The organism is Mycolicibacterium flavescens, assembly GCF_001722335.1.
Lineage (GTDB): Bacteria > Actinomycetota > Actinomycetes > Mycobacteriales > Mycobacteriaceae > Mycobacterium > Mycobacterium flavescens.
Genome location: NZ_MIHA01000032.1, coordinates 18,136 through 43,328, shown reverse-complemented (window position 1 = coordinate 43,328; position 25,193 = coordinate 18,136). Strand labels below are relative to the sequence as shown.

Below are 25,193 nucleotides of genomic sequence, written 5' to 3'. Positions count from 1 at the left end.
ACCGGTGACGAACCCCGATATCGCACGACCGGGCCGGAAGGAACCCGGCACCACCTTCTGACCGTAAAACAACTCATGACGCAACCCCGAAGGATCCGACAGCGTCAAAAAGCCCAACACCCCGCGGTCTGCGCAGTCCTCCTCGGTTCCCACCTCAAACCCAATACCCCGCTTGTGCAACAACTCCCCGGCAGCCTCAAGCGCCTCCTCGCTGCCCACATCCCAGCCCGCATACAGCATCCGGTTGCGGTCCCCGTGATGAACGGCGATCCGGTGATCCGCGTCGTCGATCCGCAACAGGACCGACCCACTGGACGCCTCAACCGCCTCCATCCCCAAAACCTCCGGACCGAACGCCAACCACTCCTTCGCATCCGGAGACTCCACACCCACATAACCCAACGCTTTCACCAACATGTGTAAAACCTCCTATGTTGACCCGACGTCGATGCGCATCGCGCCGGTGGCAAGTTCCAGCCCTCCGGACGGCTGGTTGAGGCCCCGCACGCCCAAGCCGCCGTCGCTGTTGATGACGACGCCGGTCACCGCTCGCGAGTTGTCTGCAGACGCGAGTAGCAGATACAGGCCGGCGTGATCGGCGGGCTGCTGCGCGTACTGCAATGGGTTTGTAGTACTCATAATGTCGGCGATGCCGGGCACCGATGACAACACGTCCTGACCCTGGCCGAGGTCCTCGATTCCACGCAGGCCCGTTACCGTGCCGCCTGGAGCGACGCCATTCACCCTGATCTTCGGCGCCAACTCGTAGGCCAGTTCACGCACTACGCCAACGACTGCGTGCTTGGAAGCGGTGTACAGCGGGCCGCCACCGGAGGCATAGAAGCCAGAGTTGGAGACGGTGAAGATCATGCTCGGGCCATCGCTTTTGAGGAGTTCAGGAACGGCGGCCCTGGCACCAAGGAGGTAGCCCTTTACATTGACCGCGAAGATCTCATCGAAGGCGCTGCTGAGGTCGGCTCCGTCGAAACCCACCAAAGGGGCAAAGTAATCGAAGATCCCAGCGTTGCCGACGAAGACGTCGAGCTTTCCGAACGCATCGACCGTTTCGCGCACCGCCATGACGTTGTCTGCATACGACGTCACGTCACCTGTTACCGCGATGAGCCTGCCGTCGGCGTTGCCGATGGTAGCCAGGTCGCCTTCCGAGCGATCCAGGACGCCCACGCATGCGCCCTCGGCCAAGAAACGCTCGACCACGGCCAAACCGATTCCGGCTGCCCCGCCGGTCACCAGGGCGACTTGCCCGGTCAACCAACTCAAAACTATCGTCCCTCCGGTGATGCGCAATGCTCTTGTTGCTCTGCATCTGCCCACCAGCGTCCTCGCCGCTGAATGGGGGGTCTATCCGCGCAGCGCTGTCGAAGCTCCGATTCACGCGGGTCTCGATGCTCGGGCGAGGAGAGTGCGGGGGATGTCTACGCCAATGGTCCGATGGGATCGGAAGCCGCGTCCCAGACCACCCGCGGCAATGGACATAAGCGCGTGCCCGGATGTGCCTATGAGGACCTTTTCTCCGATGGGTGACACGACAAACCATGGGTTTCGAGGCGCCCCAACTCGTGACGCCACGCGATGGTCTCGTTGAAAGCGTTACCGAGATCAGGCAGCTCTGCTGCATCAGCGTCAGGCAAATCAGCCAGAGTGCCACCCGCAGAAGCGATCTGGAGCGACAAACGCGAGATCGTGTCGACGCTGATGGCCTGTAGTACGGCCCGCTCGACGGTTTCCGCAGCACTGGTGAGGCCGTGGGCCCGAAGAACGACCACCGGCCGGTCTGCCATAGCAGCAACCATTTCCTGGGCTAGTTGCCGATTGCGCACCAATACGCCTCGCCGATAGACCGGCACGCCAGCCGCGGCGAGCCGAAAACCGGGTATGTCAAACGCTCCGACAATCGGTCGGACAGCCAGACCGGCGAGATCGGCGGCGACTACCGCCTCGGGGTGCGCATGAACCACAGCATTGACATCGCGGCGGGTGCGGAGCACTTCGGTGTGCAGTGGCAATTCGTTCGGCGGCTGGTAACCATCGTCGAGTTCTCCTTTGCCGCCCGCTGTACCGTCCAACGTGACCATCCGGATGTCCTCTGCGCTGGTGAACGCGAGCCCTCGCTCGCGCGGACCACGACATCGGATCAGCAGTCGATCTCGGTCGACGCGCAGGCTGATGTGGCCGAGGATGCCTGGCGCCAAGTCGCGCGCCGCCAGGACGCGACAGGCCAGCGCGATGGCGTGTCGTTCGGTGTCTAGCCCTGCGCCCGAAGGGGTGGAGCTCATCGCCAGCTCGGGGTTTCGGTGTCGACGCCGTCCTTGACGACGACAGCGAAGTCTGCGGATGCCTTACCCAAACTGCGATGGGCGGTGCTGGCAGCGTAAATGGCCATCCGGTTCGCCTCCTTGTCCGTTCTTATGGAGCTTGGGCTGTTGAGGCCCCGAAGCAGAAGGGCATCGTTAACCACGAGCAATCACTTCCACGCAGTTAGGCGCTGTACCTAATAGCCTTACTGTATAACAGAAATCTACTCTGTAAAACAGAGACTCTGGTTTCGGTGTGGGTCTATTGTCCGCGCAGGCGGCGCAACAACGACATTGGGACACATACCCTTTCGCGAGCGAAGTCTCGGTCGCCCCACGGTGCTGCCGGTTGACTGGGCCAGAGGGTGGGCAGACATGCCCTCGTCCCAGGGTCACGGCCGACGACATCTTCCGTCGACCGTGGGGGTTCTCAGTGCAAACGTCGAGGAGGTCTGCGGATAACCCACACACCCGCCGAATCAAATTTCGCGTGCCTCACGTTCGACGCGCTAAACAGTGACTTCGCAGTTCGTCCAGGCGACGGCCATTCCCATCAGGGCGCGGGGAATGGGCTCATAGACGCTGGCCCATGGCGTGTTGCCGCCGACTGCGCCGACAGCACATATCCACGATCTCAGCTCGATGTTGCCAGAGTTGAGCAGGTCTTCGCTGGTCAGTTTGCTCAGCTCGTAGCCGTTTCCGGTAGCGAGGCACTTCAGGGTGCGGCGATCGAATTCGTCGTCGATTGAACCGTGAACGCGCGGCCCATCGTAGGCAGCCCACGGAAAGCCGGCAGTGAAGTGTGAAAGTCCACCGGACGCGTAAAGACCTATCCTCTCGTCTGCAGGGCGGCGTGACCGCACGGCGTCGGCAATCGCGCGGCCGAGCGCGAAGCACCGTTTAGGCGACAACGACGGCACGTGAACGGCATTGAGGAATACCAACACCACTGGGATTTGGTGGTCTCCAAGGATATTGGCCACAATCTCGCCATGGGCGTGTGAGTGCAAGGTGGTCTCACGGAAATCGACAACGGTGGCGACGTCGAACCCCGCCTCGACAGTGTGCTCACTCAAGTCCTTACTGAGCTCGGGCGAACTTTTCCAAAACCGCGCGTCTGGCAAGAAGCGGTCAGACACTGTGAACCCATCTCCTGTGTGGATGGCTATCTGGGGCAGTGCCGAACCGTCGAAGTTCTCGTTCTGGTCATCACCGATGATGATCAGGCAATCCAGTCGGTCTTGTCTGATGCTGTCACGCAGCCTTTGAAGCCCGTTCTCGATGTGCGCGTAACGCGCCGCAGCGTCGTCGAATGGTTCTTCGTCTTTCCTCAGGCGAGGTGGGGTCTTACCGCGTCGCAATGTGTAGCTTTGCCTGTTCTTTATGCGGAAGCCTTCCCACCTGGGAGGCGGGATGAAAGTGAAGGCATGGGACGACGCGTAACCGGCTACAATCTCACCCACGATTTCTCCTCATCTGAAGTCACAGCGATACCTGGTGGGAGAGAACGACTTCGCGATCTTCGTAGGCCGACTGCAGGATGGCGAAACATACTTCTAGCGTCGCGCGCCCCCAGCGACCGTCGTGCTGAACAGGGCGGTCCTCAGTGATCGCCCGATGTAGTTCAGCCAACTCTGCGGCCCTGCCCCGCATGGTGCGCGCGACCGGTATTTCCTGCAATCCGTTCTGCCCGTACACCACCAGCCCGTCGGGCGACTGCCTGATCGCGCCGCGTTCGCAGGAAACCACGGTCAGGCCGAAGTAGGGGTGGTGGATGATCTCTCCGGGGGCGGAGTAACCCCACAGCTCCTGTGACTCTTCGGTCGTCGTCGCAGCACCGTAGCGGCCCTGTTCCTTCTGAGCTTCCAGTGCGACTTCAAGGTGGTCAGGGTTCTGACTGAGCGCAGCGAAGTTGTTGGCTACTCGCTGGTTGGCTTGGGGGCTGCGGCGGCCGCCGTCTTCTGCCACCCACGAGTGCAACTCCGCGACGTCGAAGAAAGCTCGCGCGTCATAGACGAGCGTGGCGGAAGCTCCTGATTTGAATCCGAGATGACAGGTGTATCCCCCGACGCATTTCCGGACGTCGTCCCATATTGTCGACGCACGCACTGTTCTGGCCAAACCGCCGACTATTTGCCGCACGATATCGACCTGATGGGGCCCCTGGTTGAGAACTGGCCCGCTGGTCGAGCGCAATTCCGAAGTAGGCCACGGTCGCCGATTGAAGTCATTGAAGTTCCAGGTGTTGACCATGAGCAACTCGCCGAGTTCGCCACTGCCGACAAGTTCGGCCATCGCTCGCACCGGCGCGTCAAAGCTGTGTGTGTGGCCGGCCATCAGCTGTACGCCCGCTGCCTGGGCCGCCTCGACCATTGCAGTGCAATCGTCGATCGACATGGCCAACGGCTTTTCGACGATCATGTGTTTTCCGTAATGTGCGGCCATTAGCGCATGCTCCCGATGCAGCTCGGGAGGGGTGGCGATGTAGACGACGTCCACGCTTGGATCGGCACACAGTTGCTCTGCGTTCGTGTAGGTCTGGCCGGAAAACTCGTTGGCGAAGCGGGCGAGCGAGTGTGATCGGGTATCCGCAGCCGCCACAACCCGATACGGCAGCGTCGACATGTCCGGGTACTGCTGGAAGATTCGGGCGACTGCCTGACCGATTCCGAGAAATCCTAGGCCGAGCTCGCGTGACGCGACATCTGTCATGTGCGACCTAACTGAGGGCTTGTGGACGACTGGGCATTAGAAGAAGATCGAAATCGCTCGTGGAAGAACGCTATGAGCCAGGGTGATGTCCCGGGCGGCCAGCAGCAGGCACGAGTCTTCGTCTCGGCGTAGAACGTCTTGTCGCTTGCCGATGAAGAAGCTCTCGTGGCGTTCGTGGCGTACGAGAAACACCATGACGCTGGATCGGACGCTCAGCTCTTGATCGGATACATCGGTGACCAGGATGTCGCTGACTATGCGCTGAGTGATCGTGCGTGGAGTTTCCCCGGGGGCGAGCCCAGTAGCCAGCCGGGCAATTCTCAGCTTCAGCGATTCGTAGTCGTCGTTGAACAACAGAAACGGCGGTAGGCCGTCATCATCGTCGACCGGATGCGTGCTGGACTCTGGGAATGGCATCGTGTATCTGACATCCGGCGCCAATAAGCCCAGCCACTCGTCCAGCCGCCCATCATCGAGAAGCATGGTCTCCCGCGCATAGAATTCGTTTATTCGCAGCCGCAGTTCCACGTCCAACTGGCTGGTCTCCATGGCTAGGCCGGCTCCGTCATAGTTCGGTGCCAGTGCCGATAGAACTCGCGCTGGTAGGCTTCGCTGATCTGCGGCCTGACATTGCCGGGTAACTCCGCAACCAGCGACTCCATTGGTTCGACGTCCTCGCCGAGTGAGTAGTTGAACGGCACATCCCGGGCGACTCCGGTGTCAAGGGCGTCAGACAATCGTTCGAAGTTTTCGTGATCATCGGGCGTCACGAGACCGGCCGCCGATTGCCGCTGACTCAAGACGAAGACCATGCGTTCCTTGACAGCACGGGGCGCGGAGCTTTCCACCAGACACCACTCCCAAACCTCGGTCAACCGCGGTCCCCGAGGCTGCCACATGATGAATCCCCGACCGTAAAAGGCCGTGCCCATGCCAATCATGCTGAAGTTTGGGAAGATATTGGCTACGTGAAAGCTGTAGGGCTGCACGGGGGATGTCGCCAACCGCTCGTCTTGCAGGCGCTGCCGCTCGGTTAGCCAGTCGACTGCTTCGGTACCCAGCGTTTCGGCTTGGGCGAGATCGTCCTGATAGAAATTCTTACCGACTGCCAGTTGCAGCAACCCATGGGGCGCGCAGCCGTCGAGAACCACGCTGTAGTGCTGCCCCTCGTCTATCGAAAAGTTGATGCGGGCAGTCTGCCCAGCTTTCGACAGTGCGGAAACCGATCCGTGAGTGGCAGCGAAGTGATACTGGTCGCCGCCGAAGTTCTCGGCCAACAACTTCCAGTTGACGGGCATGAGGTAGCGGTGCAGGCCGGGAACGACCTGCAGGCCGTTGGGGTCACAGTCGAGTAGAAAGTTGTCGAGGTACCACAGCAGGCCCTCCCCCAGATATTCTTCCAGCGGCGGCGCCGACTGATCCCAGCAAGCAAAGATAAGTCCTTTGTAGGTAGCTACCCGGGGGGAGACGAGGCCCATGCTGGCCTTATCGAACTGCGGCCCGTAGGCGCTCTCGGCTAGCGGAACACTGCGCAGCCGTCCGGCAGTGTCGTAACTCCAGCCGTGATAGCTGCAGTGAAAGATGTTCGCGTTGCCCTTGTCGAACTGACAGACTTTATTGCCCCGGTGCCGACATTTGTTCAGCAGCACACGAACACGAGATTCCTTGTCCCGGCATACGATCACGGCGTCGTCGGCCATATAGGTTGTGCGGAAGTCACCGGGCTTGGGGATCATGGACTCGTGGCCGACGAATAGCCACGACCGCTTGAAGATGGAGTCGAGTTCCCGCTGGTACACCGCCTCGTCGTAGAAGGCCGAGGAGTCTATCGGCAGCGCCGGGCCGGTTTTGGAACCGATTGTCTCCATCAACGTTGCCCTCGGGACTCGCGATCACCTTGAAGATAGTTGGTGAGGATTTGGTTGAACTCTTCCGGCCGTTCCCACTGCGGCCAATGGCCACAATCCTCCATCAATGCGAATTCAGCGCCGGGAATTAGCTCGGCTGCCCGCCGTCCGAATTCCACCGTCGCCGAGGGATTGTGACTCGTCCACAGCACGAGCGTGGGCCTGGTCAAGCTGGTTAATCGCTCAGCCGTGAGATTGTCCTCAGCAGTCGCCGCTGAGGGCGGCGCCGTCGCGTTCGTCAGTGCCGACCGCGATTCTTCGCTCTGGTAAAGCGCCCACCGCAGCGCCACCAGTTCATCGGTCAGGTCGCGGTCAGGGTGGTGGAAAAGCCACGCCATCCTCTCCCGCACATTCGCCGGACTCGGGTCAGCCAGGAATTGCCGGGTGACCCGGGCAAGCTCTGCGCGCCCGGCAGCGGTGCGAGCCTCGGCATCGGCGCCGACCTCTAGCGTCAACCGCGCGCCGCACACGTAGATCAACCGGTCGACACGGTCGGGATGTTCCAACGCAGTCCACGCCGCGATCCAACCTCCTAACGACTCGCCGACCAGGTGGGCTCGGTCGATGCCTTCCTGGTCCATGTATCCGAGTAGGTGAGTGACATAGTCCTTACGGTTCGGGGCGACCTCACAACCACTGGTGAGACCGTGACCCAACAGGTCCAGCGCATGCACTCGGAAATGACGCGACAGCGCCGTCACATTGCGGGCGAAGGCTTCGGCGTGACCGCCTCCCCCGTGCATGAGAATGAGGTCCGGACCTTCCCCTGCCTGAATTGTCCTGGTACGGACGCCGTCGACATCTACGAAGCGTGTTTCCGCTCCAAGCAAGCTCACACAAATTGAAGCGTCTTTATGCAACCTTCGACGTCCCCTCAGCCAGTGCAGTACCCAGTTTTTATCATACTTCACGAATATCTGCAAGGTAGAAATTTAGGCTCCTGTGTAAATGGACTCTCGAAGGGGAGACGATGCCCACGTCAAGCGGGCGCAGCGGTGCGGCTGGCGACGCAAACTGTCGACCATCACATCGACACAGTTCTTCGCTGCGGTCGTGCAGCGTCGTATCAATAATTCTTTCTGTGCCGCAATGTCATTCGCACCTCGCGACAAACCCTGAACGCCACGCGGACTGCCACGTTTCACCAAGGTCGGACGCAACCTAGCCGACGAGCGAACGTTCTTCTCGGGAGTACTCACTACCTGAGTGCACCCGATAGACCACTCAGTTGGAGCCGTGGATGCCAAGCGAGGACCGGTGAGTGGACGTCAGCACCGTAGCGGCGTCGACCGTCCTATACCCGGGGACCGATCAGGAGGTGCGCTGGCCACTCGGGTAGTTCTCCAAGCAATCTATTAGTTCGTTCAGTCGTGCAAGCAGCTGCTGCCTGTGTCGCGGGTTGATACCGGCAAAGAGTCTCTGCAGAAAGTCGTAATGACCGGGCAGAAACTCGGTCATGAACTGATCGCCCTTCTTCGATATCGCGACCACAACCGAGCGCCGATCGCGGGGATTCACCTTGCGTGTGACAAAACCTGCCTTGGTCAGCGTGTCCACCACGCTCGTCAGGCTGGCTTGGCGTACAGAAATAGAATCGGCCAGTGCGCCCATCGTCATCGGCCCGTCGGCGCGCTTCAGGACGGTCAGAACGTTGAACTGGCTCATCGAGAGGTCTACCGGCGTCAACTCATCGACGGCTACCCGACCGAAGGCGGTCACAGCACGGTAGAGCGCAAGCGGGAGCGCCAACGAAGAGGGGTCGTGATCGGGTCCGGCTTCGCGGGTCTTGGCCGCGACCTGTTCGGCCATCGTCAACTTCTCGGTACTCATGAAGTCCCTTGCAACGTTGATCAGCGGTTTGGCAGACATCTCCACCGGGTGCCGATCATACCGGCAAATGGTCGGTGGTCTTTCTTTCCGCTCACCGATATTCGGCCCGTTAACAATTCAGTTAGCTATACAGCGTGACGGGGGTCGCACTCAAGACGTAGGGGTTCACTTCGGAGGCATCGACCGGATTCGTTGAAGAAGTTCTGTGCTTTCGGGGTAGGCACGGTCGCGAAACTCCGAGGCCGCAACACTTTGGAAGAAGTCCACGACGGGCTCAAGCGTCCTGCTGCGGATACCGGCGTTCGTCGCCATTCGTTCCGCGAGCGCGGTGTCTTTCGTAATGGTGCTAGCGGGGGCGCGGTTCCTAACTGACTCGGTGTCGTGGCGGAAGTACGCCGCCGCCGTGGTGAGACCCGAGTCCCCCCCGCTGCACTCCGCGATCGCGTCGGCTACCTCGCCGGCATTCAATCCCATCGCCTCAGCGATTAAGAGGGCTTCCGCCGAAGCGAGGTACCAGCTGTACTTGATGTGCTGGTTGAGAAGCTTGGTGGCATATCCCGCACCTCGATGGCCGCAGTACACCAAGGTGCGCGAGACGGCGGCGAGGACATCGGCATCAGGGCCGAGCACCCCGGTTGGCCCTCCGACCAGAACGGTCATGTTCGGCGCCTTTCGGCTGACGGGGCAATCGACAAAACGCCTCCCAGCCGCGTCGTAGGCCTGACCGATGATTGCTGCGACCTCGGGATTACAGGTCGACATATCCAGCAGGGCGGCCCCGTCGGCAAGGCCGGCCAGGACACCTCGCTCCGACCCGAGCGCCACCTCCAGCACCTGACTCGGCCCCGGGAGGAACGTCAAAACGACATCACATGCGCCGGCCAACTCACGCGCGTCCGCAGCAGCCTCGGCGCCTAGCTCCACAATTGGGCGTAATACGTCGGGCCGAATGTCGAAACAGACTACGTAATGGTCCGTCGCAAGAAGTGACGCCGCCAGCGCGGAACCCATGCCGCCCAAGCCGATCACGCCGACCCGCCTCATGACACCGACCACCGAATGTCAGGCCGTAAACCGACTACCGACACCGTCGGCGAATGCCGGCATCTGCGGCCTGGTGGCTCAACAGACGGCTATCCCAGCGCCGGATCGGCGAATCGGACACTGTTTCGCTTGGCCGCCTCAATGAGGGCCTTCACGTCACCCGGACCGTTCGACGTTTCGTCCACGTCTGAAAAGAAATCCAGCGCGCCGCCCGGGCAAGACGAAGTCGTGATCCACCGGGCGCCGTCAGAGAGAACGCGATAGGCGTGCACGACGCCAGCCGGCACTCGAATCGCCTCACCCACCTGCAGGGTCGCTTCTTCGCCGCCGCGGCTTACCCACAGTTCGCCCTCCAGCACGACATAGCTTTCATCCCAGGGATGCTGGTGCGGCGGTGGGCCCGATGATTGCGGAGCGCGCACATCGAACATCTGGTACCCGTCGCCGACGAGAAGCGGGCGCATTTCCTCTGTCATCACACGCAGGGCGGTCACGTCATCGGCACGCCGCTTCGGTTGGAGCGAAGTAGACAATCCAGCTGCCCCCTCATCGGTCGCGACCCATCAAATATGTTTAGAGAAGAATATATTTTGCCGTGCTGAAGGTCAAGGGTTCAAGGACACGGTCCGGCTTCATAGAATGATCGACAGGTTCTTAGCGAGTAAGACCGTTTGGTCGAGGAGTAGCCGGCGACGGCACAGTTGCCAGTCACCGGCGACGCGGCGCAACCGGTCCTTGCGCCGGCCGACCAGCAAATCAGTCTCATCGGCGACCCGGTTTCGATACACCAGGAACCGGCAACTCACATCGACTTCCGCGCCGTCTACTCCTTCAATACGCACGTTGGTAACCAGGTGTGACACTCGCGAGACGGGTTCTTCGGCCCAGTGCAGGCCAGTCATCAGCTGCTCCACCCGCAAAGCGACGGTCTCCTTTTTCTCGTCGAACCAGCAGATGTCGTGACCTTCCTGAGTCTGCTCCAGCTGCGCGAGGTCGTCGTAGGCGACGTTCGCCCGCAGTGGAACGGAGTACTCGTAGTCGTCGGTGAGCAGACCGAGCCATTCGGAGTAACGTCGTTCGTCGAGCAGGTCGGCTTCCCGATAGAGGAAATCGGCGATTTCGGCCTGAAGCAGCAACTTCTCTACCGCATCCTGCCTCGTGGAAATTTCACCGCCCGTTGCACTCACGACCGTGCGGCTCTCTCGTCGGATTTGGCAAGTTCGATGAGTTGAGGCCACGAGAGGTTGTCGGTGAACTCGGCCCATCGCCGGTAAAAGGCGCGTGCATTCACCTCGCCTGCGATGGGGTGGTGAGAATGCACAGCCTGGTCGAGCGCACTGGGAGTTTCCATATCGAGACCCTGCTGATAGTTGTAGGGATAGCGCCGGGCTATCACGCCCTGGCTGGCCTGCGTCGCGTAATTCCAGTTCTCCATATCGTCTTGCTCCGTCATCCCTCCAGGACCCGAGTAGCGCATGTAATAGCGGCGCAGCCAGTCACGTACATCGTCGGGTGCGTTCTTGTCGATGAGGTACCACCGCCACACTTCTGTTTCGGTGGGGCTGATCGGGTGTGACACCAGGATCGTCCGCGGAAAACCGGCGGAGAACGACATATTGGGGAACATCGTCGCTGGGCCACGACCACCGAGCTGTCTGCCCTGCGCCTCTAACCGCTCTTTACGGAGTGCCCAGGCCTGGGAGAAGTACTCACTCAAGGCCGGTTCTTCGGCGAACTCAGGATAGGCGATCTCATACGCCAGGTTGTCCGATGCACCGTGGCCCGTACGAAACGACGTCTTCACTCGGCCCTTCGAAAAACCACCCTGATCCGGTCGTTCACCGTGACGCCGGGAGTTTCTGCCGCCCGGGCCGATACCCACCTGTTCAACTGAGGCGTGAGTCGTCGCCCCGTGATAGGTATCGCCCAGAAAGTTTTCTGAAACGAACTTCCAATTCGATCTGATGCGCCACTTCTGCACTCCACGGAACACCTCGGTCGCGCCCTCGGTGCCATCGAAAGCATCAGCCAGGTTGTCCAGCCAATAGTGAAAGTCGCCGACATACTCGTCGAAATCCGGGGCGGCGGGGTCCCAGCACGCGAAGATCAGGCCTTTGAAGTTGTGCACCTTGGCAGCCCTGACAAGTCCCCAACTCGCTTTGTCAAGGCCATTGCCGTAGGCCATGCCCTGCTGCGGCACACCGTGCAAATCCCCTGGAGTGGACACCAGCGAACCGTCCATCGAGTACGACCAGCCATGGTAGGGGCAGGTGAACTGCAGCGTACGGCCCTCGTCATAGCGACACACCGCCATACCCCGATGTCGGCACGAATTGAGGAGGACATTCACTTCACCTTGAGCGTCACGGGTCAACAGCACCGGATCCGAACCCATCCTCGACGAGAAGAACTGGCCCGGCGCAGACACCTGCGAGGCATGGCCCACAAACAACCAGGCTCGCGGAAACAAATACTCCAACTCACGGTTGAAAATCGAAGCATCGATGAAGATTTCGCGACTGATCTCCCCGCGATCGACATCGACGAGACTACGAGCGGTTTGATCTGAACCGCCTGAAGTAATCATTCTTAACGTCATCGCTACCTTTCCTTTGCTGTAATGCCCGAACCACCCCCGAGACAGCCGTGACTCAGGTCACCACAAACCGTCACCGCGTCTGCCAGGCGTCGATCTCACGTCGTACCTCGTCGAGTGGAGCCAGACCCCGGTCGGCCTGCAAGCAGCAGAACTCATGCCGGTTGAAACGCAAGCACATTCGGGAACCAACTCGTCTCAACCATGGTCGACGCACTCACCCGCTGGTACTTGCACGTTCACGGCCGTCTCACTCAAATCGTTGCGAGACGTAAAGCCGAGACGGGACAACTGCGAATTGCCGTGACGATCCTTGCCTCAGCGCTCTCGGTTACCGTGTCATCAAGAATGACAACGGTTCCCGCATCACCGATGTCGAAGACGTCGGCCGCTGCAACGACACAGTTCGCGTAGCCTTGGCAGACCTCCACGTCCGCCTTGATGACACTCATGGGAACCCCTCTTGTCCTACGAACTTCTGATCAGCTTTGCTCTTTGCCATCGAGGGCGATGGTGGCAATCCCTTGCACCGCTTGCCGATCCCCGGCGAAGACACCGAAATCGAGATCTACGGTTTCTGCGCCAGCCTGGGCATGCTTGCCAGTCACCGTCCATCGCGCCTGCACGACGTCGCCCGGGTGAACTGAGGCACTCATCTTGAACGGACCCAGATGCACCAACCTGCCGCGAAGGCCCATCCAGCGACGAAGCCCGGTCTCGAAAAGAGTTTCCAGGCCACGAGTATTGAAGATGATGTCGGCAAGCCCCGCGGCATGAGCGGCCGCGGCGCTATGGTGTATCCCGGAAAACATGCGATCCGCGGCAATGTTCATCACAATGCGCTGGTAGGTCAGGGCCAGAGCCGGTCCGCGCACTTGCGCACCGACCGTAACGTCGTCGAACTGAACTGGCGTGTTCCAGTCGACACTGGTATCGGCATCATCCACTGAGCGCGTGCGGGGACCTCGGTCGCCCAGCTGGGCGCGGGCCGAAGTGCCGGGCTCAGGCCTGGAGGCGTCGCCTGGGTCGTAGTTGAAGACGGTATTTCGGTTGAGCGCCACCAGTTCTCCCGAAAACTTCACGTACTCCGACTCGTATTGCAGGAAGACTCCGGTACCCACCCGGGTGCGCTTCTGCTCTACCGAGATGATCGTCGTAGTCCCCTGCAACCTGTCCCCCAAGTACAGCGGTGTGTGGTATTGCCACTCGCTGCTGACGTTGACCGATCGGCTGAATGGCAGAGCCAGCGTGTCGGTGATGGTGCCCGTCATCTCCTGCCCGTCGACCAGATAGGGACTGGGCTGTCCGGGTGCCCAATACGGCGGCAGCCCCCACAGCGGGGTCATCGTCACCGGGGCCACGACGCCGAGGTAGCCGTGCGCCTTCGCTGCCGCCTCGTCGTCATGCAGTGGGCAGGAAAAGGTGAAAACCTCCAGTTTGCGGCGGATGTCGTTCTGCGTCACCGAGTCGGCTCCTCGAAAGTGGATCTTCTCACCGACACGATCGCGTAACTCGTCAGCGGCGGCCATTGCCCCGCACTTCCGCAGCGGACAGCCGAAATGCCGGCAGCACAACATCATCGGCGACGTGCACGTAGACAACCTCGACGGCCGCATCAACCAGCATCGCCGTCCGGTCGGCAACTAGGTCCACTATCCGTGCCACCATCCGCACACCCTCATCCATTTCGACAACGGCGCACACGAACGGGACGGCCTCGTCGAACCCGGGATGCAGCGCGCGGTGAATAACCGTGTAGCTGAATACCACTCCCCTGCCCGACGACCTCTGCCAAGACCAGGAGTTACTGCCGCAGCCAGCACACGTCAGGCGAGGAACGTGACGCCAACGGCCGCACCTTGAACACCGCTGAAACGACAGCTCCTGACGTCGGCAATGCTCATAGAACTCCGCCGTGAGACCTTCCAGGGATGGCAACAGCGGTGCTGCGACATCCGTTTCCGTTCGCCTCACATCGGGCCCCTTGTGAAGCGGCCAGTCACAACGCCGTCACCGACGCAATATGGCGAGAGCACCTGAACCCCATCCGCCGCCCATACCGGTCACTACGGCCAACTCCGCGTCGTGGACCTGGCGCTCCGCTAAGCCCCCGCGCAGTTGCCGCACCGCCTCGACTAGATTGTTCATCCCTTGCACGTGCGCTTCGGAGAGCAAACCGCCATTGAGATTCGTCGGCAACAGGCCGTCCGCGGCGATACACCCGTCGAGTACAAAATCCGCTGCTTCGCCCGCCTTGCAGAATCCGGCCGCTTCGATCTGCCGCAACACGTTGACAGTGAAACTGTCGTAAACCTCGAGCAGATCGATATCAGACGGGGCGACACCGGCGTCGGCAAACGCGCGCGGCGCCGCCTCGGCGAGCCCGATCTCCAATGGATCGGCCCTGTTGGCGAATTCGTCGACGGGAAATGGGCGACCTTCCGCCACGCTCATCACAAACACCGGCCGGTGCGGGCCGTCAGCCGCACATTCGGCCCCTGATACCACCACCGCTGCTGCGCCGTCGGTCTCCAAACTGCAATCGAACAAACACAACGGCGAACTGATCGGTGGAGCGTCGAGGTAGTCCTGCATCGTCAACTCACGGCCGCACATCACCGCATTCGAGTTGAGCTGCGCGTTAGCACGAAACGCAACTGCCACCGCCCCCATCGCTTCAGGCGGCACGTCATACTTGCGGACGTAGCGGTCGGCCACGAGCGCATACTGGTGCACCGCCGACACCGCGCCCTGTGGCGCGTAATAATCCCGGACAACCTTGCCTATCGCCATGTCCGCGCTCGATGCCATCCCGCGGGCACGCGGACCTGAGTACCCACACCAGCCCGCGGGAATGAGGACATGGCGAGCGACGCCCGACCAAACCGCCATCGCCGCAGTTGCCAGACCCGCCACACTTGCCGCGCCTCCGGTATGGGACGTCACCGCGTAACGAACATTCGTCAGGCCAAGATTCGCGATGAAATCTTCGGCCGTGCCACCGTTGATCGGGCAGATGAGGCCATCGATCTCGCCAACCGACAGCCCGGCATCCACGATCGCGGCATGGGCCGCTTCAAGCTGCAGGCCAAGGTCCGTTGCCGACTCAGTGGCATCACGACGGTAGACCGTATGACCAACGCCGACGATGCAAGCCTTGTCCCGCAGCGAATTCAATGCCCTGGAACCTCTCCGTCAACGTCGACCGCCCCGACGACGCCACTCGATACCAGCGCCTCGTACTCCGAGTCGGCCAAGCCGAGCCACTCAGTCAGCACCTCTTGGCCATGGATCCCGAGACGGGGCCCGGTGCTGCGCACGGATCCGGGAAAGTTCGTCAACCTCGGCACCACCCCGGTGACGCGGACCGGACCCAATTCCTGGTCAGCGACCTCGACCAGGCTCTCGCGAGCCGCGAACGTGGGACTGGAGAACATCTCTGCCGGCGTGAAGATCCGCGCAGCCACGACACCCATGCTCGCGCAGGCCTTTTCGACAATATCGGAGTTGTTTTCGGCGAACCACTGGCGAACCATCTCGCCGAGCTCCTCGCGGTGCAACATCTGCAGTTCCTGTGTCGCGTACTTCGGATCGTTGCGCAGAGTCGTGCCGCCCAGCAGTTCGAGCAGGCTCTGTACTGACCGGACGGTGCCGGTCGCCACGGTGTACCACACCCCATCGCAACTGAGATAAGTATCTGACACCGGTGACGGGCTGACCTGAAACTGGTTGCCCTGACGCTCGGCAACATAGTTCAACTGGTCGTAGAGGATTACCTGCCAGTCGATTCCACGAAACAGTGACTCGTAGAGAGCCAGGTCGATACATTCCCCATCGAAGCGATTCCCGATCGCTTCACGTTTGAAGAGTGCTCCGGCAACAGCGAACGCACCCATGATTCCTGTCGTGACATCGCCCAGGGAGAAACCGAAATGCGTCGGTGGTCGGTCAGGGTGCCCGGTGATGTGTACCGCTCCGCTCATGGCTTCGCCGACCCGTCCGTATCCCGGCTTTGCGCTCTCCGGGCCGATCTGGCCATACCCAGAAATCCGCAACATGATCAGCCGCGGGTTCGCTGCGTGCAGTTCCTCCCATCCCAGTCCCCAACGCTCGAGCGTTCCCGGGCGGAAGTTTTCGATCACCACGTCGGCGCGTTCGACCATTTTGCGCACCAGCGCTTGCCCCTCGGGGAGACGCAGATCGATAGCGACGCTTGACTTGTTCCGCGCCGCGGACTTCCACCAAAGGTGCACTCCGTCTTTCCTCGGACCGGACCCGCGCAACATGTCGCCTGAACCGGGGTCTTCGATCTTGATGACCTGTGCTCCGAAGTCGCCGATCAGCGACGCAGCGAAAGGCGCCGCGATCACATGCCCCAGCTCGAGGACTGTCAGACCGTCGAACAGGCTCTCCATATTGGCAGACACTTAACTCCTTTGGTGCGGCGGTGTGACATCTACTGCGTGCGATACCGGTCGCAGCTATGCCGATGGGTCGATCAGTATCTTTAGGTGTGCATCGCGGTTGACGCGCAATTCCTCGAAGCCCTGACTGATCACGGCATCCAACGGGATCTCGTCGGTGATGAGTTCACCGAGGCTGATCGCCCCCGTAGCTAGTAAGTCAAGAATCGCCGGGACCTGCCTTTGCGCTTCGTAACAAAATGAGAAGCCAATATCTGCTTCGCGCATGATGCTTCGATTGATGTCGATACCAGCCGGAGCCTCCCAAATCGCCACGACCATCAATCGACCGCGGGGGCGCAGCACGCCCAACGCCGCATCAAGCGCGGGTTGTACGCCGGCAGCGTCGAAGGAGATGTCGACGCCGTTTCCGTTCGTCAACATCCGAACCACCTCAACTGCATCCTCAGCCAGAGGATCGATTACGCGCGTAGCCCCGACCCGGTGAGCGGCAACGCGGCGCGTCGCCGAAACCTCACTGACGATGACCTGAGTCGCACCTTTGGCAAGTGAGAACTGCACCAGGGCGAGGCCGATCGGGCCAGCGCCGGCGATGAAGACGGTCCCACCCGCTGCCAACCCGCTACGGCGGACAGCGTGGTACGCCGACGCGATCGGTTCAACGACGGCAGCCTCGGCGAGACTGATCTCATCCGGGATGCGAAACAACGCCTTCGTCGGCAACGACGCGTAGCGGGCAAGTGCTCCGTTGACAGCGAAGCCGATGAAACCGACTGCTCCGCAGAGTGCTTCAGCCCCCTGTTTGCAGAAGCCGCATTCACCGCAGCCGAAAACGCCGACGCCGCAGACTCGGTCACCTTCGGTGAACTCGCGCACGCCGGGCCCGACGCCGACCACCGTCCCGGAATATTCGTGGCCAATGACGACCCCTGGCGCAGCATGCATCGGACCGGCGATGTACTCATGCAGGTCTGTGCCGCAGATCCCCGCTCGGGCCACCTCGATGACCACTTCGCCCGCACGTGGACTCGGATCGGGAAGCTCTTCAATCCGCACGTCTTCGCGGCCGTGATAAATAGCTGCGCGCACCTACCGGCCTACCTTAAGGACAGACCCAAATTCGCTCGGCCACAACGTTCGTGGGCCGGAGTTTCGGCGGAGGCGCCGCCGTAATGATGTCAAGCTCACCGGCACCTTAGATCCAGAATGACAGGTTGTGCGTGGGCAATGTGGTGTGATCCAGCAGGATCTCGCGCTGGACCAGTTTCAAACCCGTCTCGTCGCGACGAATAATGTCTCGGCGCTCGGCAGCGACTGTCTCCGCCTTAGGCTCGTCCGCGCGCGTGCGCACCAGCAACGCATTCGACGTCACACGGTACTCATCGCCGTCCTCACCAGACCTGACCCTGACATTGGTGATGTAGTGCCGGATCCGCGACGGAGGATCCTCAGCCCAATCCGACGACGTTCGGTGCCGCTGAATACGCATCTTCAGACTCGTGTAGTTATCACTCAGGTGCATAGAGCGCTCAGAGAACCCCGGGCCACCTGCTCTGCGAAGCGTCTGACGGACGCGCGCGAAATAGTGCACATTCGGTGCCAGCAATTCCAGCCACTCTTCGAACTCATCGCGATCCAACAGATCGGCCTCGTCGAAAAGGAAGTCTTCGATTTCCTCGCGCACGTCGCGCGAAACCCTCGCAGCCTTAGGTGAATCCTGCGGCACCGTTGTCGTCATACGTTCTCATCCCTTCTCGGTGTGGCCAGATAGTCGAAGTACTGCTTCCAGTACTCGCGCTGATTCTGTTCGGCGTAGCCACTGGCCAACGGTCGTCCCGGGCCCAGCCACGTTGGATCAGGAGCCAGATTGTCCAGTCCCATCTCCAGGTTCAGCTCCACACCACCAGCCAACTCGCCGCGTGTTCCCTTGGTAATAGCCTGGAATATCTCGGCGTCATCCTGCTCGAAGACACCCCCGACCCCGAACGTCCGAACATAAGTCTCAAACGACTGCTGCTTGAACTCTTCGGGCGCGTTGCGCTCCACGAAGAACCACGACCACACCTCCATACGCGCTGCGTCCAAGGGACGCCATTGCCGCAAGGTCAGAATGGGCACCGGCATAGACTCCCCGTCCTTGGCGATGAAGGCGTTCAAGAAGGACAAGTTCGGGAACACATTGCCATGAATGAACATCGTCCGTTTCAGCATCTCGCCATGGACGTCATCGCCGTAACCCTCGCTGAGACCGGAGACGACTTCCTCCGGATAGCCCATGTACGGCGGTGCGGGTATGCCGGGTGGTGCGCCTAGAACGCCCGCCCCGTGCCCGCCCGATAGGCTGACGTGGGCCGGCGAAACGGCCACATTATCGGGCGGTAACAACCCCAGCTCACACATCGAACGGTGCGTCATGACCGTGTGATAGCCGTCCCCAACAAAGTTGTCGGCGCCGGTCTTCCAGTTCGCGTCAATCACCCAACGCTGCGGGGCACCCCACGCCTCAAGGCCGGCCGGGCTCTTCTTCATCATCAAGTCGAGATACCAGCGCATGTCCCCGAGGTACTCATCCAGTCCCGGCGCCTCATCCGACACACACCCGAAGACAAGGCCCGCGTACGAGTCCAGCATCGGCAGAGCGCGCAACCCTAGCCGACTCTTGTCGAACGCAGCACCGTACACTGCCTGCTGCGCAGGTATCGCGATGAGATCACCGTTGTTTCGATAGGTCCAACCGTGGTACGGACACTGGAACGCCGACTCATTCCCAGACTCGGTTCGGCAAAGCAGCGTGCCGCGGTGCCGACACGAGTTCGACATCGCCCGAATCGTCATATCCTGCTGCCGCGCGACAATAATTGAGTTATCAGCGATGTAGCGCACTACATAGTCACCCGCATTGGGGATCTCGTCTTCGTGGCAGAGAAACTGCCAGGTCCTACCAAATACTCGCTTCAATTCAAGCTCGTAAAGCGCTGCATTAGCGATGAGAGACGCAGGGAGGCGACCCTTTAGGATGGAGCCGCGCGCATTCTCTAAGGTTCGCATTGTCGTCGCATCAGGCGCCATCGAATCCACCGGGCGCACCTTCCTATCGATTTGTGCCCCTAGAACGTGAGCACTCATGTGGGCTACATCACACGGAAGCTTACATAGGATGACAACTGTTTGCAAGCTATTATTTAGGCCACCGCGGTAACGGCGGTATCAGCCGGCATCCCCTCGCAGACCGACGTCTGCCACCCAGGACTCCAACCGAACAGAGTTCTTCTCGACAGTCGCGGCCCTTGGTCCACCAATCCCGCCATCTGACCCGACTTCTGCAGTACCCCACAGCGACCCTGGCAAGTTGCAGGTTCGCTAGGCCGGACTGAGAGTCGTTCGTTGAGCGATCCGGCCGCGGCTTTCATTCAGTGTTTGGCGGCGGCGCTGACTCTTGCTATCGCATCGCGCAGCGCCCTCAGTTCATTACCGTCAAGTGCCGCAAGCGCTTCGGGAGCCGGGTCGTCGACCGCATTGATGGTGGCCACCATCGACCAGCCGGCGTCGGTCAGTGATACCACTTTGTACCGCCGGTTGGTGGGAATAGTCTGACGCATGACTAAGCCGCGGTCCTCCAGATCGTTGACGGCCACCGTGGCCGCCGGGGGATCGATTGTCACGGCGTGCGCGACCTCTTTGACGGTCATCGACCCGCGGGACAGCCGGAGCAGTATCCGGATGCGACTGAAAGGTAGGCCCGTCTGGTCGACGGTCGCTCGCCTCCAACTGTCGCGGTTGTCGGTGACCAGTGCGGTCATCGCGCGCCAGACCTCGTCCGCTTCCGGATTACGCGACATCGGCAGCCTCCCGTCGCGGATCGGTTCCTGCGATCAGCGGCGCCAGATGCTCTGCTGAGCGCAGCGCGCGCTTCGACGTCGAGTAGACACCGAGCGTGAAGATCAGCACACCAACTCCAGCGAACACTAGCCATAGGGGCTGGGCGGAGACCGCGAAATCGACGTTGGTGTCGCCCAATGCCGCACCAGCGACCGGGCCACATATGGCCACACCGATGGCGACGCCCACCTGTCGGCTCGTGGATGTGATAGCCGCCGCCGCACCGGCGCGGTCGGTCGGCATACCGCTGACGGCCGCGGTTGTGACCGGTGCGTTCACCATCGAAGTACCGACGCCGAAAACCGCAAAGGCGACCAGCATTCGCCATTGCGGGGTAGCGTCGCTCATCTGCGCGAACATGAGAGTCGCGGCGACGATCAATGCGCCGGCGATCATCAGCGACGGTCTGGCACCAAATCGCCCCACCAGCCGGCCAGACAAGGGCGAGAAGATGAATGCGCCGACGGCCACGGGCAGAAACATCAGCCCGGTATTCACCGCTGAAAGCCCGCGCTCCCCTTGCAAATAGATTGACATCATGAACAGGAACGCGCCCCATGCAGCGAATGCGCACACCGCGATGGCCGTCGCCGAAGCAAACGGGATGCTGCGGAAGAATCGGAGCTCGACGAACGGGTCGAGGCGGCGTGACTCGTAGCGCAGGAATGTCGCGAAGGCCAGCGCTGCGAGGCAACAGCTAACGACGACGCGGGTGTCGGTCCAGCCCATCCCTGGCCCTTCGATGAGCACGAACACCAGTCCGAACAGGAAGGCCATGCCCAGGACCAAGCCGATCAGGTCGACGTGGCGCATGGTGACCGACTTGGATTCGGGAACGAAGATCGCGGTCAACAGCACCGCAAGCGCGCAGATCGGCACGTTGATCCAGAACACTGCTCGCCAGTCAACATACTCGAGAAGTATTCCGCCCATGATCGGACCCAAGGCCATCGAGATGCCTACGACGCCCCCCCATATGCCGATGACGCGCGCGCGCTCCACTCTGCCCGTGAACACCTGCGTGACGATCGACAACCCAGCAGGAGTGAGCATCGAACCGCCGATCGCCTGCAGGAAGCGGGCGCCGATCAGCGTTTCGACGTTGGGAGCCACGCTGCACAGTAGGGAGGCCGACGCAAAGATTGTCAACCCGATCTGCAACGTACGCCGCCGACCGAATCGGTCGGCCATGGCACCCGAGAGCAGCAATAGCGAGGCCACCATCAAGGTGTAGATGTCAATGACCCACTGCATTTGCGAAGGCGACGCCGAAAGGTCGGCGCGGATGCTCGGGATTGCAACGTTGGCGATGGTCACGTCGATCGACACAATGAGCACGCTCAGGCAGCAGGACGCCAGGACGAAGGCCTTGTGCCGGCGGCTCAGTCGTTCGACAACAGTTTCATTCACACAACTATTTTGAAACTACAACTGATGCTAGCGCAAGTCGGCGTGCACCAGTCGATTGCGTGCTGCCCGACCCGACGCCGGACATAGCCGCCGCCGCGGGCATCGGAGGGGTTCCGGGGGAAACAGCCGCGTGTCACATACCCGCAACGGCGCGATGCCGTGTCCCGAGTCGATTTTCTAATCGGTCGCTTATCGTCTGGGGCGCCGATGCACGGCCGACTGACGCCCTACGTCAAATAGCAGTTCTCCCACAGGATTTCGATTGCGAGAAAGGTCACCGTCCGCAGTCGACGCCTTCCAGCGCATCGACGCAGTTCAGTCCAAGGTGACGGTTACTGCCTTGACTTGGGTGTAGGACAACAGTTCCTCCGTGGACTCTTCGGATCCAACACCTGACGATTTCCAACCGCCGAAGGGCAAACCCCAGTAATGGCGTGCACTGCCGTTTATCCAGACGTAGCCGGCATCAAGTCCCGCAGCCATGCGGTGGGCTTGGCTTACGTCGTTGGTCCACACCGCGGCGGTCAACCCGAACTCGACGCTGTTGGCAACTTCGACAGCCTCGGCTTCGTCACGGACGGTCAGCACCGAAAGAACGGGCCCGAAGATCTCGTCGCGGGCGACATCGGCTTGTGGTGCCACTCCAGCCAATACGGTCGGGGCGACATACCAGCCTTTGCTACCAACACCCTGCGCGCGTCCTCCACCGGTAAGTACGCTGGCGCCGCCCGCCCGTCCTGACTCGATGGCCCGCAACGACTTTGAGTATTGCGCTTGGTCGATGACGGGTCCCATGTCCGTGCCGTCAACGAGCGGGTCGCCTACCTTGATGGCAGCGACCTGATCGACGACCAGATCAATCACCTCGTCAGCGATCGCTTCGTGCAGCAGCAGTCTGCTTGTTGATCCGCATGATTGGCCCGCGGTGGTGGTGAAGTTCATCCCTACCACGGCGCTTTTGGCAGCCGCCTCGAGGTCGGCGTCGGGCATGACGATCATCGGGTTCTTGCCGCCGAGTTCCAGCGTGACGTATTTGACGCCGTGCTCGGCCGCCAAGCGCTGGATATGTCGGCCCGTGCCCGGGGAGCCGATGAAGCCGATTCGCCGGACTAGTGGATGGGCAACCAACGCGGCGCCGGCAGTTGCCCCGTGCCCGGTTACCACCCCGAATAGGCCTTCGGGCAGGACCTCCCTGGCGAGCTCGGCGAGCCGGATGGCCGACAACGGTGTTTGATCGGGAGCTTTGAGCACCACGGCGTTCCCCGCCATCAGCGGAGCGGCGATCTTGGATCCTGCAAATAGGACGGGATGATTGAAGGGGACGATTCGAGCGACTACGCCGTAGGGCTGCTGCAGCGTGTAGTGCAGGTTCGCCGAGAGCGGGATAGTCCGTCCGCCGAGGTCGAGCGCGTCGTCTGCCATCAGCTCGAGCACGTCGGCCGCCCACGTGACGTCGTCGCGCATCGCAGGCAGTGGAAAGCCGCCGTCAATTGCGTCGAGCAGCGCGAGCTCTTCAGAGTGATCGCGCATGAGTGTCGCCAAAGCCCGCAGCGCGGTGCCGCGCTGGCGAGGCGTCCGCAGCGCCCAATCGCGTTGAGCGGCATGTGCAGTCGCCACCACCCTGTCGACATCCTCACTGCTGCAGTCGGGCACCTGGGTCAGCACGTCGCCGGTACACGGATCCTCCACGTCGTAGACGCTTTGGCCCTGCAAAGTTGCGTCACCTAGCGGGAGCGTCCACGTTCTCATGACTGCACTCCGTGGGTCGTCTACCACTCATCGCCTCCTTGATAGTTGACACGTGCTTGTCAGCGGGCATCCTCTTTCTAGCAGATAATATCTCCGCAATACAGAAAGTTTAGCTCATCGAAAGCGTGCTCCCAAAGCTTCGTTGCCTGCCGGCTGGCCGCATCACCGCACGGATTCGAAGAATGCGCGGATGTCGTCGACGAAGAGCCTCGGTTGTTCCAGAGCGGCGAAGTGCCCGCCGCGCGGCATGGTCGTCCAATGGGTGATGTTGTAGATCGGTTCGCACCAACTTCGCGGTGCGCGCAGGACCTCCTTGGGGAAGGCAGCAATACCAGTGGGCAATTCCACACGAGTTGTCGCGTCCAGGGTCTTGAAGCTCTCCCAGTACAACCGGGCCGAGGAGGAGCCACTATTGGTAGCCCAGTACATCATGACGTTGTCGAGGAGCTCATCGCGGCTGAGCACGTTCTCGGGATGGCCGTCGCAGTCCATCCACGCTGCGAATTTCTCGACGATCCAGGCCATCTGGCCGACCGGCGAATCGGCCAGTCCGTAGCCGACGGTCTGAGGCCGGGTGGACTGCTGCTCGGAATAGCCTGTCTCCCAACGCTGATAAGTCGTCAGGGCGGCCAGGGCCAGCTGTTCTTCCTCGGTCGGATCGGTGATGCCGTCCGCTGGAGGGTAAGCGATCGGCATATTCAGATGGATGGCGGCGCAGTGGCCGCGGTTGCGGCCCATTTGTGTGGTGATCGCTGCGCCCCAGTCGCCGCCTTGGGCGCCGTAGCGCTGGTAGCCAAGGCGCAGCATGAGCGTCTCCCAGGCCTGCGCGATCTTCCCGACACCCCAGCCGGCGTTGGTGGGCTTGCCGGAGAAGCCGTAGCCCGGAAGCGCCGGGCACACCACGTGGAAGGCGTCCTCGGCCCGTCCCCCGTGGGCAGTCGGGTTGGTCAGCGGCTCGATCACGTTGTGAAACTCCACGATCGAGCCGGGCCAGCCGTGGGTGATCACCAGCGGAAAAGCCTCTTGGTGCGGAGATCGCTGGTGGATGAAATGGATGTCCACGCCGTGGATTTCGACGACGAACTGATCGAATCGGTTGAGGGCGGCTTCACGGGACCGCCAGTCGTATCCGTCGGCCCAATAGGCGGCCAGTTCGCGGGTGTACCCGAGCGGGATGCCCTGGGTCCAGTCCGGTACACATTCGGCTTCCGGCCAACGGGTCCGCGAAAGACGCGTTCGTAGATCGTCGAGAACGTCATCGGCGACGTGGATGCTAAATGGTCTCACTGCGCGCACGGCACTCAAGGTCACTCCTCACACGCTGCTA

Annotated in this window: 25 protein-coding genes; all 25 read right to left on the bottom strand. The window is 61.3% G+C overall.

What is annotated here, in order from left to right:
* Positions 1–417, bottom strand: a 417-nt coding sequence (locus BHQ18_RS27270) for a VOC family protein (protein WP_459167238.1), incomplete at its 3' end; no start/stop codon positions are given.
* Positions 418–429: 12 nt separating this feature from the next.
* Positions 430–1,281 (bottom strand): 3-(cis-5,6-dihydroxycyclohexa-1,3-dien-1-yl)propanoate dehydrogenase, encoded by an 852-nt coding sequence (gene hcaB / locus BHQ18_RS27265; RefSeq protein WP_122963548.1) that lies wholly within the window; start codon positions 1,279–1,281, stop codon positions 430–432.
* A gap of 236 nt (positions 1,282–1,517) precedes the next feature.
* Positions 1,518–2,297, bottom strand: a complete 780-nt coding sequence (locus BHQ18_RS29360; protein ID WP_036348132.1) for a 3,4-dihydroxyphthalate decarboxylase — start codon at positions 2,295–2,297, stop codon at positions 1,518–1,520.
* 527 nt (positions 2,298–2,824) lie between these two features.
* Entirely contained in the window at positions 2,825–3,778 is a 954-nt protein-coding gene (locus tag BHQ18_RS27255; protein WP_069416773.1) for a DODA-type extradiol aromatic ring-opening family dioxygenase, read from the bottom strand.
* A gap of 19 nt (positions 3,779–3,797) precedes the next feature.
* Entirely contained in the window at positions 3,798–5,027 is a 1,230-nt protein-coding gene (locus tag BHQ18_RS27250; RefSeq protein ID WP_069416772.1) for a Gfo/Idh/MocA family protein, read from the bottom strand.
* Positions 5,028–5,063: 36 nt separating this feature from the next.
* On the bottom strand, positions 5,064–5,576 hold the full coding sequence (locus BHQ18_RS27245; protein ID WP_069416771.1) for an aromatic-ring-hydroxylating dioxygenase subunit beta: 513 nt from the start codon (positions 5,574–5,576) through the stop codon (positions 5,064–5,066).
* A gap of 2 nt (positions 5,577–5,578) precedes the next feature.
* On the bottom strand, positions 5,579–6,895 hold the full coding sequence (locus BHQ18_RS27240) for an aromatic ring-hydroxylating oxygenase subunit alpha (RefSeq protein WP_011891579.1): 1,317 nt from the start codon (positions 6,893–6,895) through the stop codon (positions 5,579–5,581).
* Positions 6,895–7,794 carry an alpha/beta fold hydrolase gene (locus BHQ18_RS27235; RefSeq protein WP_069416770.1) on the bottom strand — a complete coding sequence of 300 codons (900 nt, stop codon included), beginning with the start codon at positions 7,792–7,794 and terminating at the stop codon, positions 6,895–6,897. The genes BHQ18_RS27240 and BHQ18_RS27235 overlap by 1 nt, the downstream gene beginning before the upstream one ends.
* Before the next feature lie 451 nt (positions 7,795–8,245).
* Positions 8,246–8,764 carry a MarR family winged helix-turn-helix transcriptional regulator gene (locus tag BHQ18_RS27230; RefSeq protein ID WP_036348802.1) on the bottom strand — a complete coding sequence of 173 codons (519 nt, stop codon included), beginning with the start codon at positions 8,762–8,764 and terminating at the stop codon, positions 8,246–8,248.
* Between the two features lie 165 nt (positions 8,765–8,929).
* Entirely contained in the window at positions 8,930–9,808 is an 879-nt protein-coding gene (locus BHQ18_RS27225) for an NAD(P)-dependent oxidoreductase (RefSeq protein WP_069416769.1), read from the bottom strand.
* Between the two features lie 89 nt (positions 9,809–9,897).
* Positions 9,898–10,341 carry a cupin domain-containing protein gene (locus BHQ18_RS27220; RefSeq protein ID WP_011559081.1) on the bottom strand — a complete coding sequence of 148 codons (444 nt, stop codon included), beginning with the start codon at positions 10,339–10,341 and terminating at the stop codon, positions 9,898–9,900.
* Between the two features lie 99 nt (positions 10,342–10,440).
* Positions 10,441–10,995, bottom strand: a complete 555-nt coding sequence (locus BHQ18_RS27215; protein WP_011559080.1) for a 3-phenylpropionate/cinnamic acid dioxygenase subunit beta — start codon at positions 10,993–10,995, stop codon at positions 10,441–10,443.
* Entirely contained in the window at positions 10,992–12,407 is a 1,416-nt protein-coding gene (locus BHQ18_RS27210) for an aromatic ring-hydroxylating oxygenase subunit alpha (protein ID WP_069416768.1), read from the bottom strand. The genes BHQ18_RS27215 and BHQ18_RS27210 overlap by 4 nt, the downstream gene beginning before the upstream one ends.
* Positions 12,408–12,658: 251 nt before the next feature.
* On the bottom strand, positions 12,659–12,856 hold the full coding sequence (locus tag BHQ18_RS27205; protein ID WP_069416767.1) for a ferredoxin: 198 nt from the start codon (positions 12,854–12,856) through the stop codon (positions 12,659–12,661).
* Positions 12,857–12,886: 30 nt separating this feature from the next.
* Positions 12,887–13,867, bottom strand: a complete 981-nt coding sequence (locus BHQ18_RS27200; RefSeq protein WP_234794336.1) for an FAS1-like dehydratase domain-containing protein — start codon at positions 13,865–13,867, stop codon at positions 12,887–12,889.
* A 52-nt stretch (positions 13,868–13,919) separates the two neighbouring features.
* Positions 13,920–14,378, bottom strand: a complete 459-nt coding sequence (locus BHQ18_RS30815; protein ID WP_069416765.1) for a Zn-ribbon domain-containing OB-fold protein — start codon at positions 14,376–14,378, stop codon at positions 13,920–13,922.
* Between the two features lie 36 nt (positions 14,379–14,414).
* Positions 14,415–15,581, bottom strand: a complete 1,167-nt coding sequence (locus tag BHQ18_RS27190) for a thiolase C-terminal domain-containing protein (RefSeq protein WP_069416764.1) — start codon at positions 15,579–15,581, stop codon at positions 14,415–14,417.
* Positions 15,578–16,831 (bottom strand): CaiB/BaiF CoA transferase family protein, encoded by a 1,254-nt coding sequence (locus BHQ18_RS27185; RefSeq protein WP_069416763.1) that lies wholly within the window; start codon positions 16,829–16,831, stop codon positions 15,578–15,580. Before BHQ18_RS27185 ends, BHQ18_RS27190 begins: the two co-directional genes overlap by 4 nt.
* Positions 16,832–16,885: 54 nt before the next feature.
* A complete protein-coding gene (locus BHQ18_RS27180; RefSeq protein WP_069416762.1) occupies positions 16,886–17,917 on the bottom strand; it encodes a 2,3-butanediol dehydrogenase in 1,032 nt (343 codons plus the stop codon).
* 106 nt (positions 17,918–18,023) lie between these two features.
* Positions 18,024–18,566, bottom strand: coding sequence for an aromatic-ring-hydroxylating dioxygenase subunit beta (locus BHQ18_RS27175; RefSeq protein ID WP_069416761.1), 543 nt, complete (start codon positions 18,564–18,566; stop codon positions 18,024–18,026).
* The gene (locus BHQ18_RS27170) at positions 18,563–19,954 is read right to left on the bottom strand and encodes a Rieske 2Fe-2S domain-containing protein (RefSeq protein ID WP_069416760.1); all 1,392 of its coding nucleotides are present in this window, start codon (positions 19,952–19,954) and stop codon (positions 18,563–18,565) included. Before BHQ18_RS27170 ends, BHQ18_RS27175 begins: the two co-directional genes overlap by 4 nt.
* A 284-nt stretch (positions 19,955–20,238) precedes the next feature.
* On the bottom strand, positions 20,239–20,667 hold the full coding sequence (locus BHQ18_RS27165; protein ID WP_069416759.1) for a MarR family winged helix-turn-helix transcriptional regulator: 429 nt from the start codon (positions 20,665–20,667) through the stop codon (positions 20,239–20,241).
* The gene (locus BHQ18_RS27160; protein WP_013470367.1) at positions 20,657–22,117 is read right to left on the bottom strand and encodes an MFS transporter; all 1,461 of its coding nucleotides are present in this window, start codon (positions 22,115–22,117) and stop codon (positions 20,657–20,659) included. The genes BHQ18_RS27165 and BHQ18_RS27160 overlap by 11 nt, the downstream gene beginning before the upstream one ends.
* A 315-nt stretch (positions 22,118–22,432) precedes the next feature.
* Positions 22,433–23,866 (bottom strand): aldehyde dehydrogenase family protein, encoded by a 1,434-nt coding sequence (locus tag BHQ18_RS27155; RefSeq protein WP_011559069.1) that lies wholly within the window; start codon positions 23,864–23,866, stop codon positions 22,433–22,435.
* Positions 23,867–24,028: 162 nt separating this feature from the next.
* Entirely contained in the window at positions 24,029–25,153 is a 1,125-nt protein-coding gene (locus BHQ18_RS27150) for an epoxide hydrolase family protein (protein ID WP_069416776.1), read from the bottom strand.
* Between the last annotated feature and the right edge of the window lie 40 nt (positions 25,154–25,193).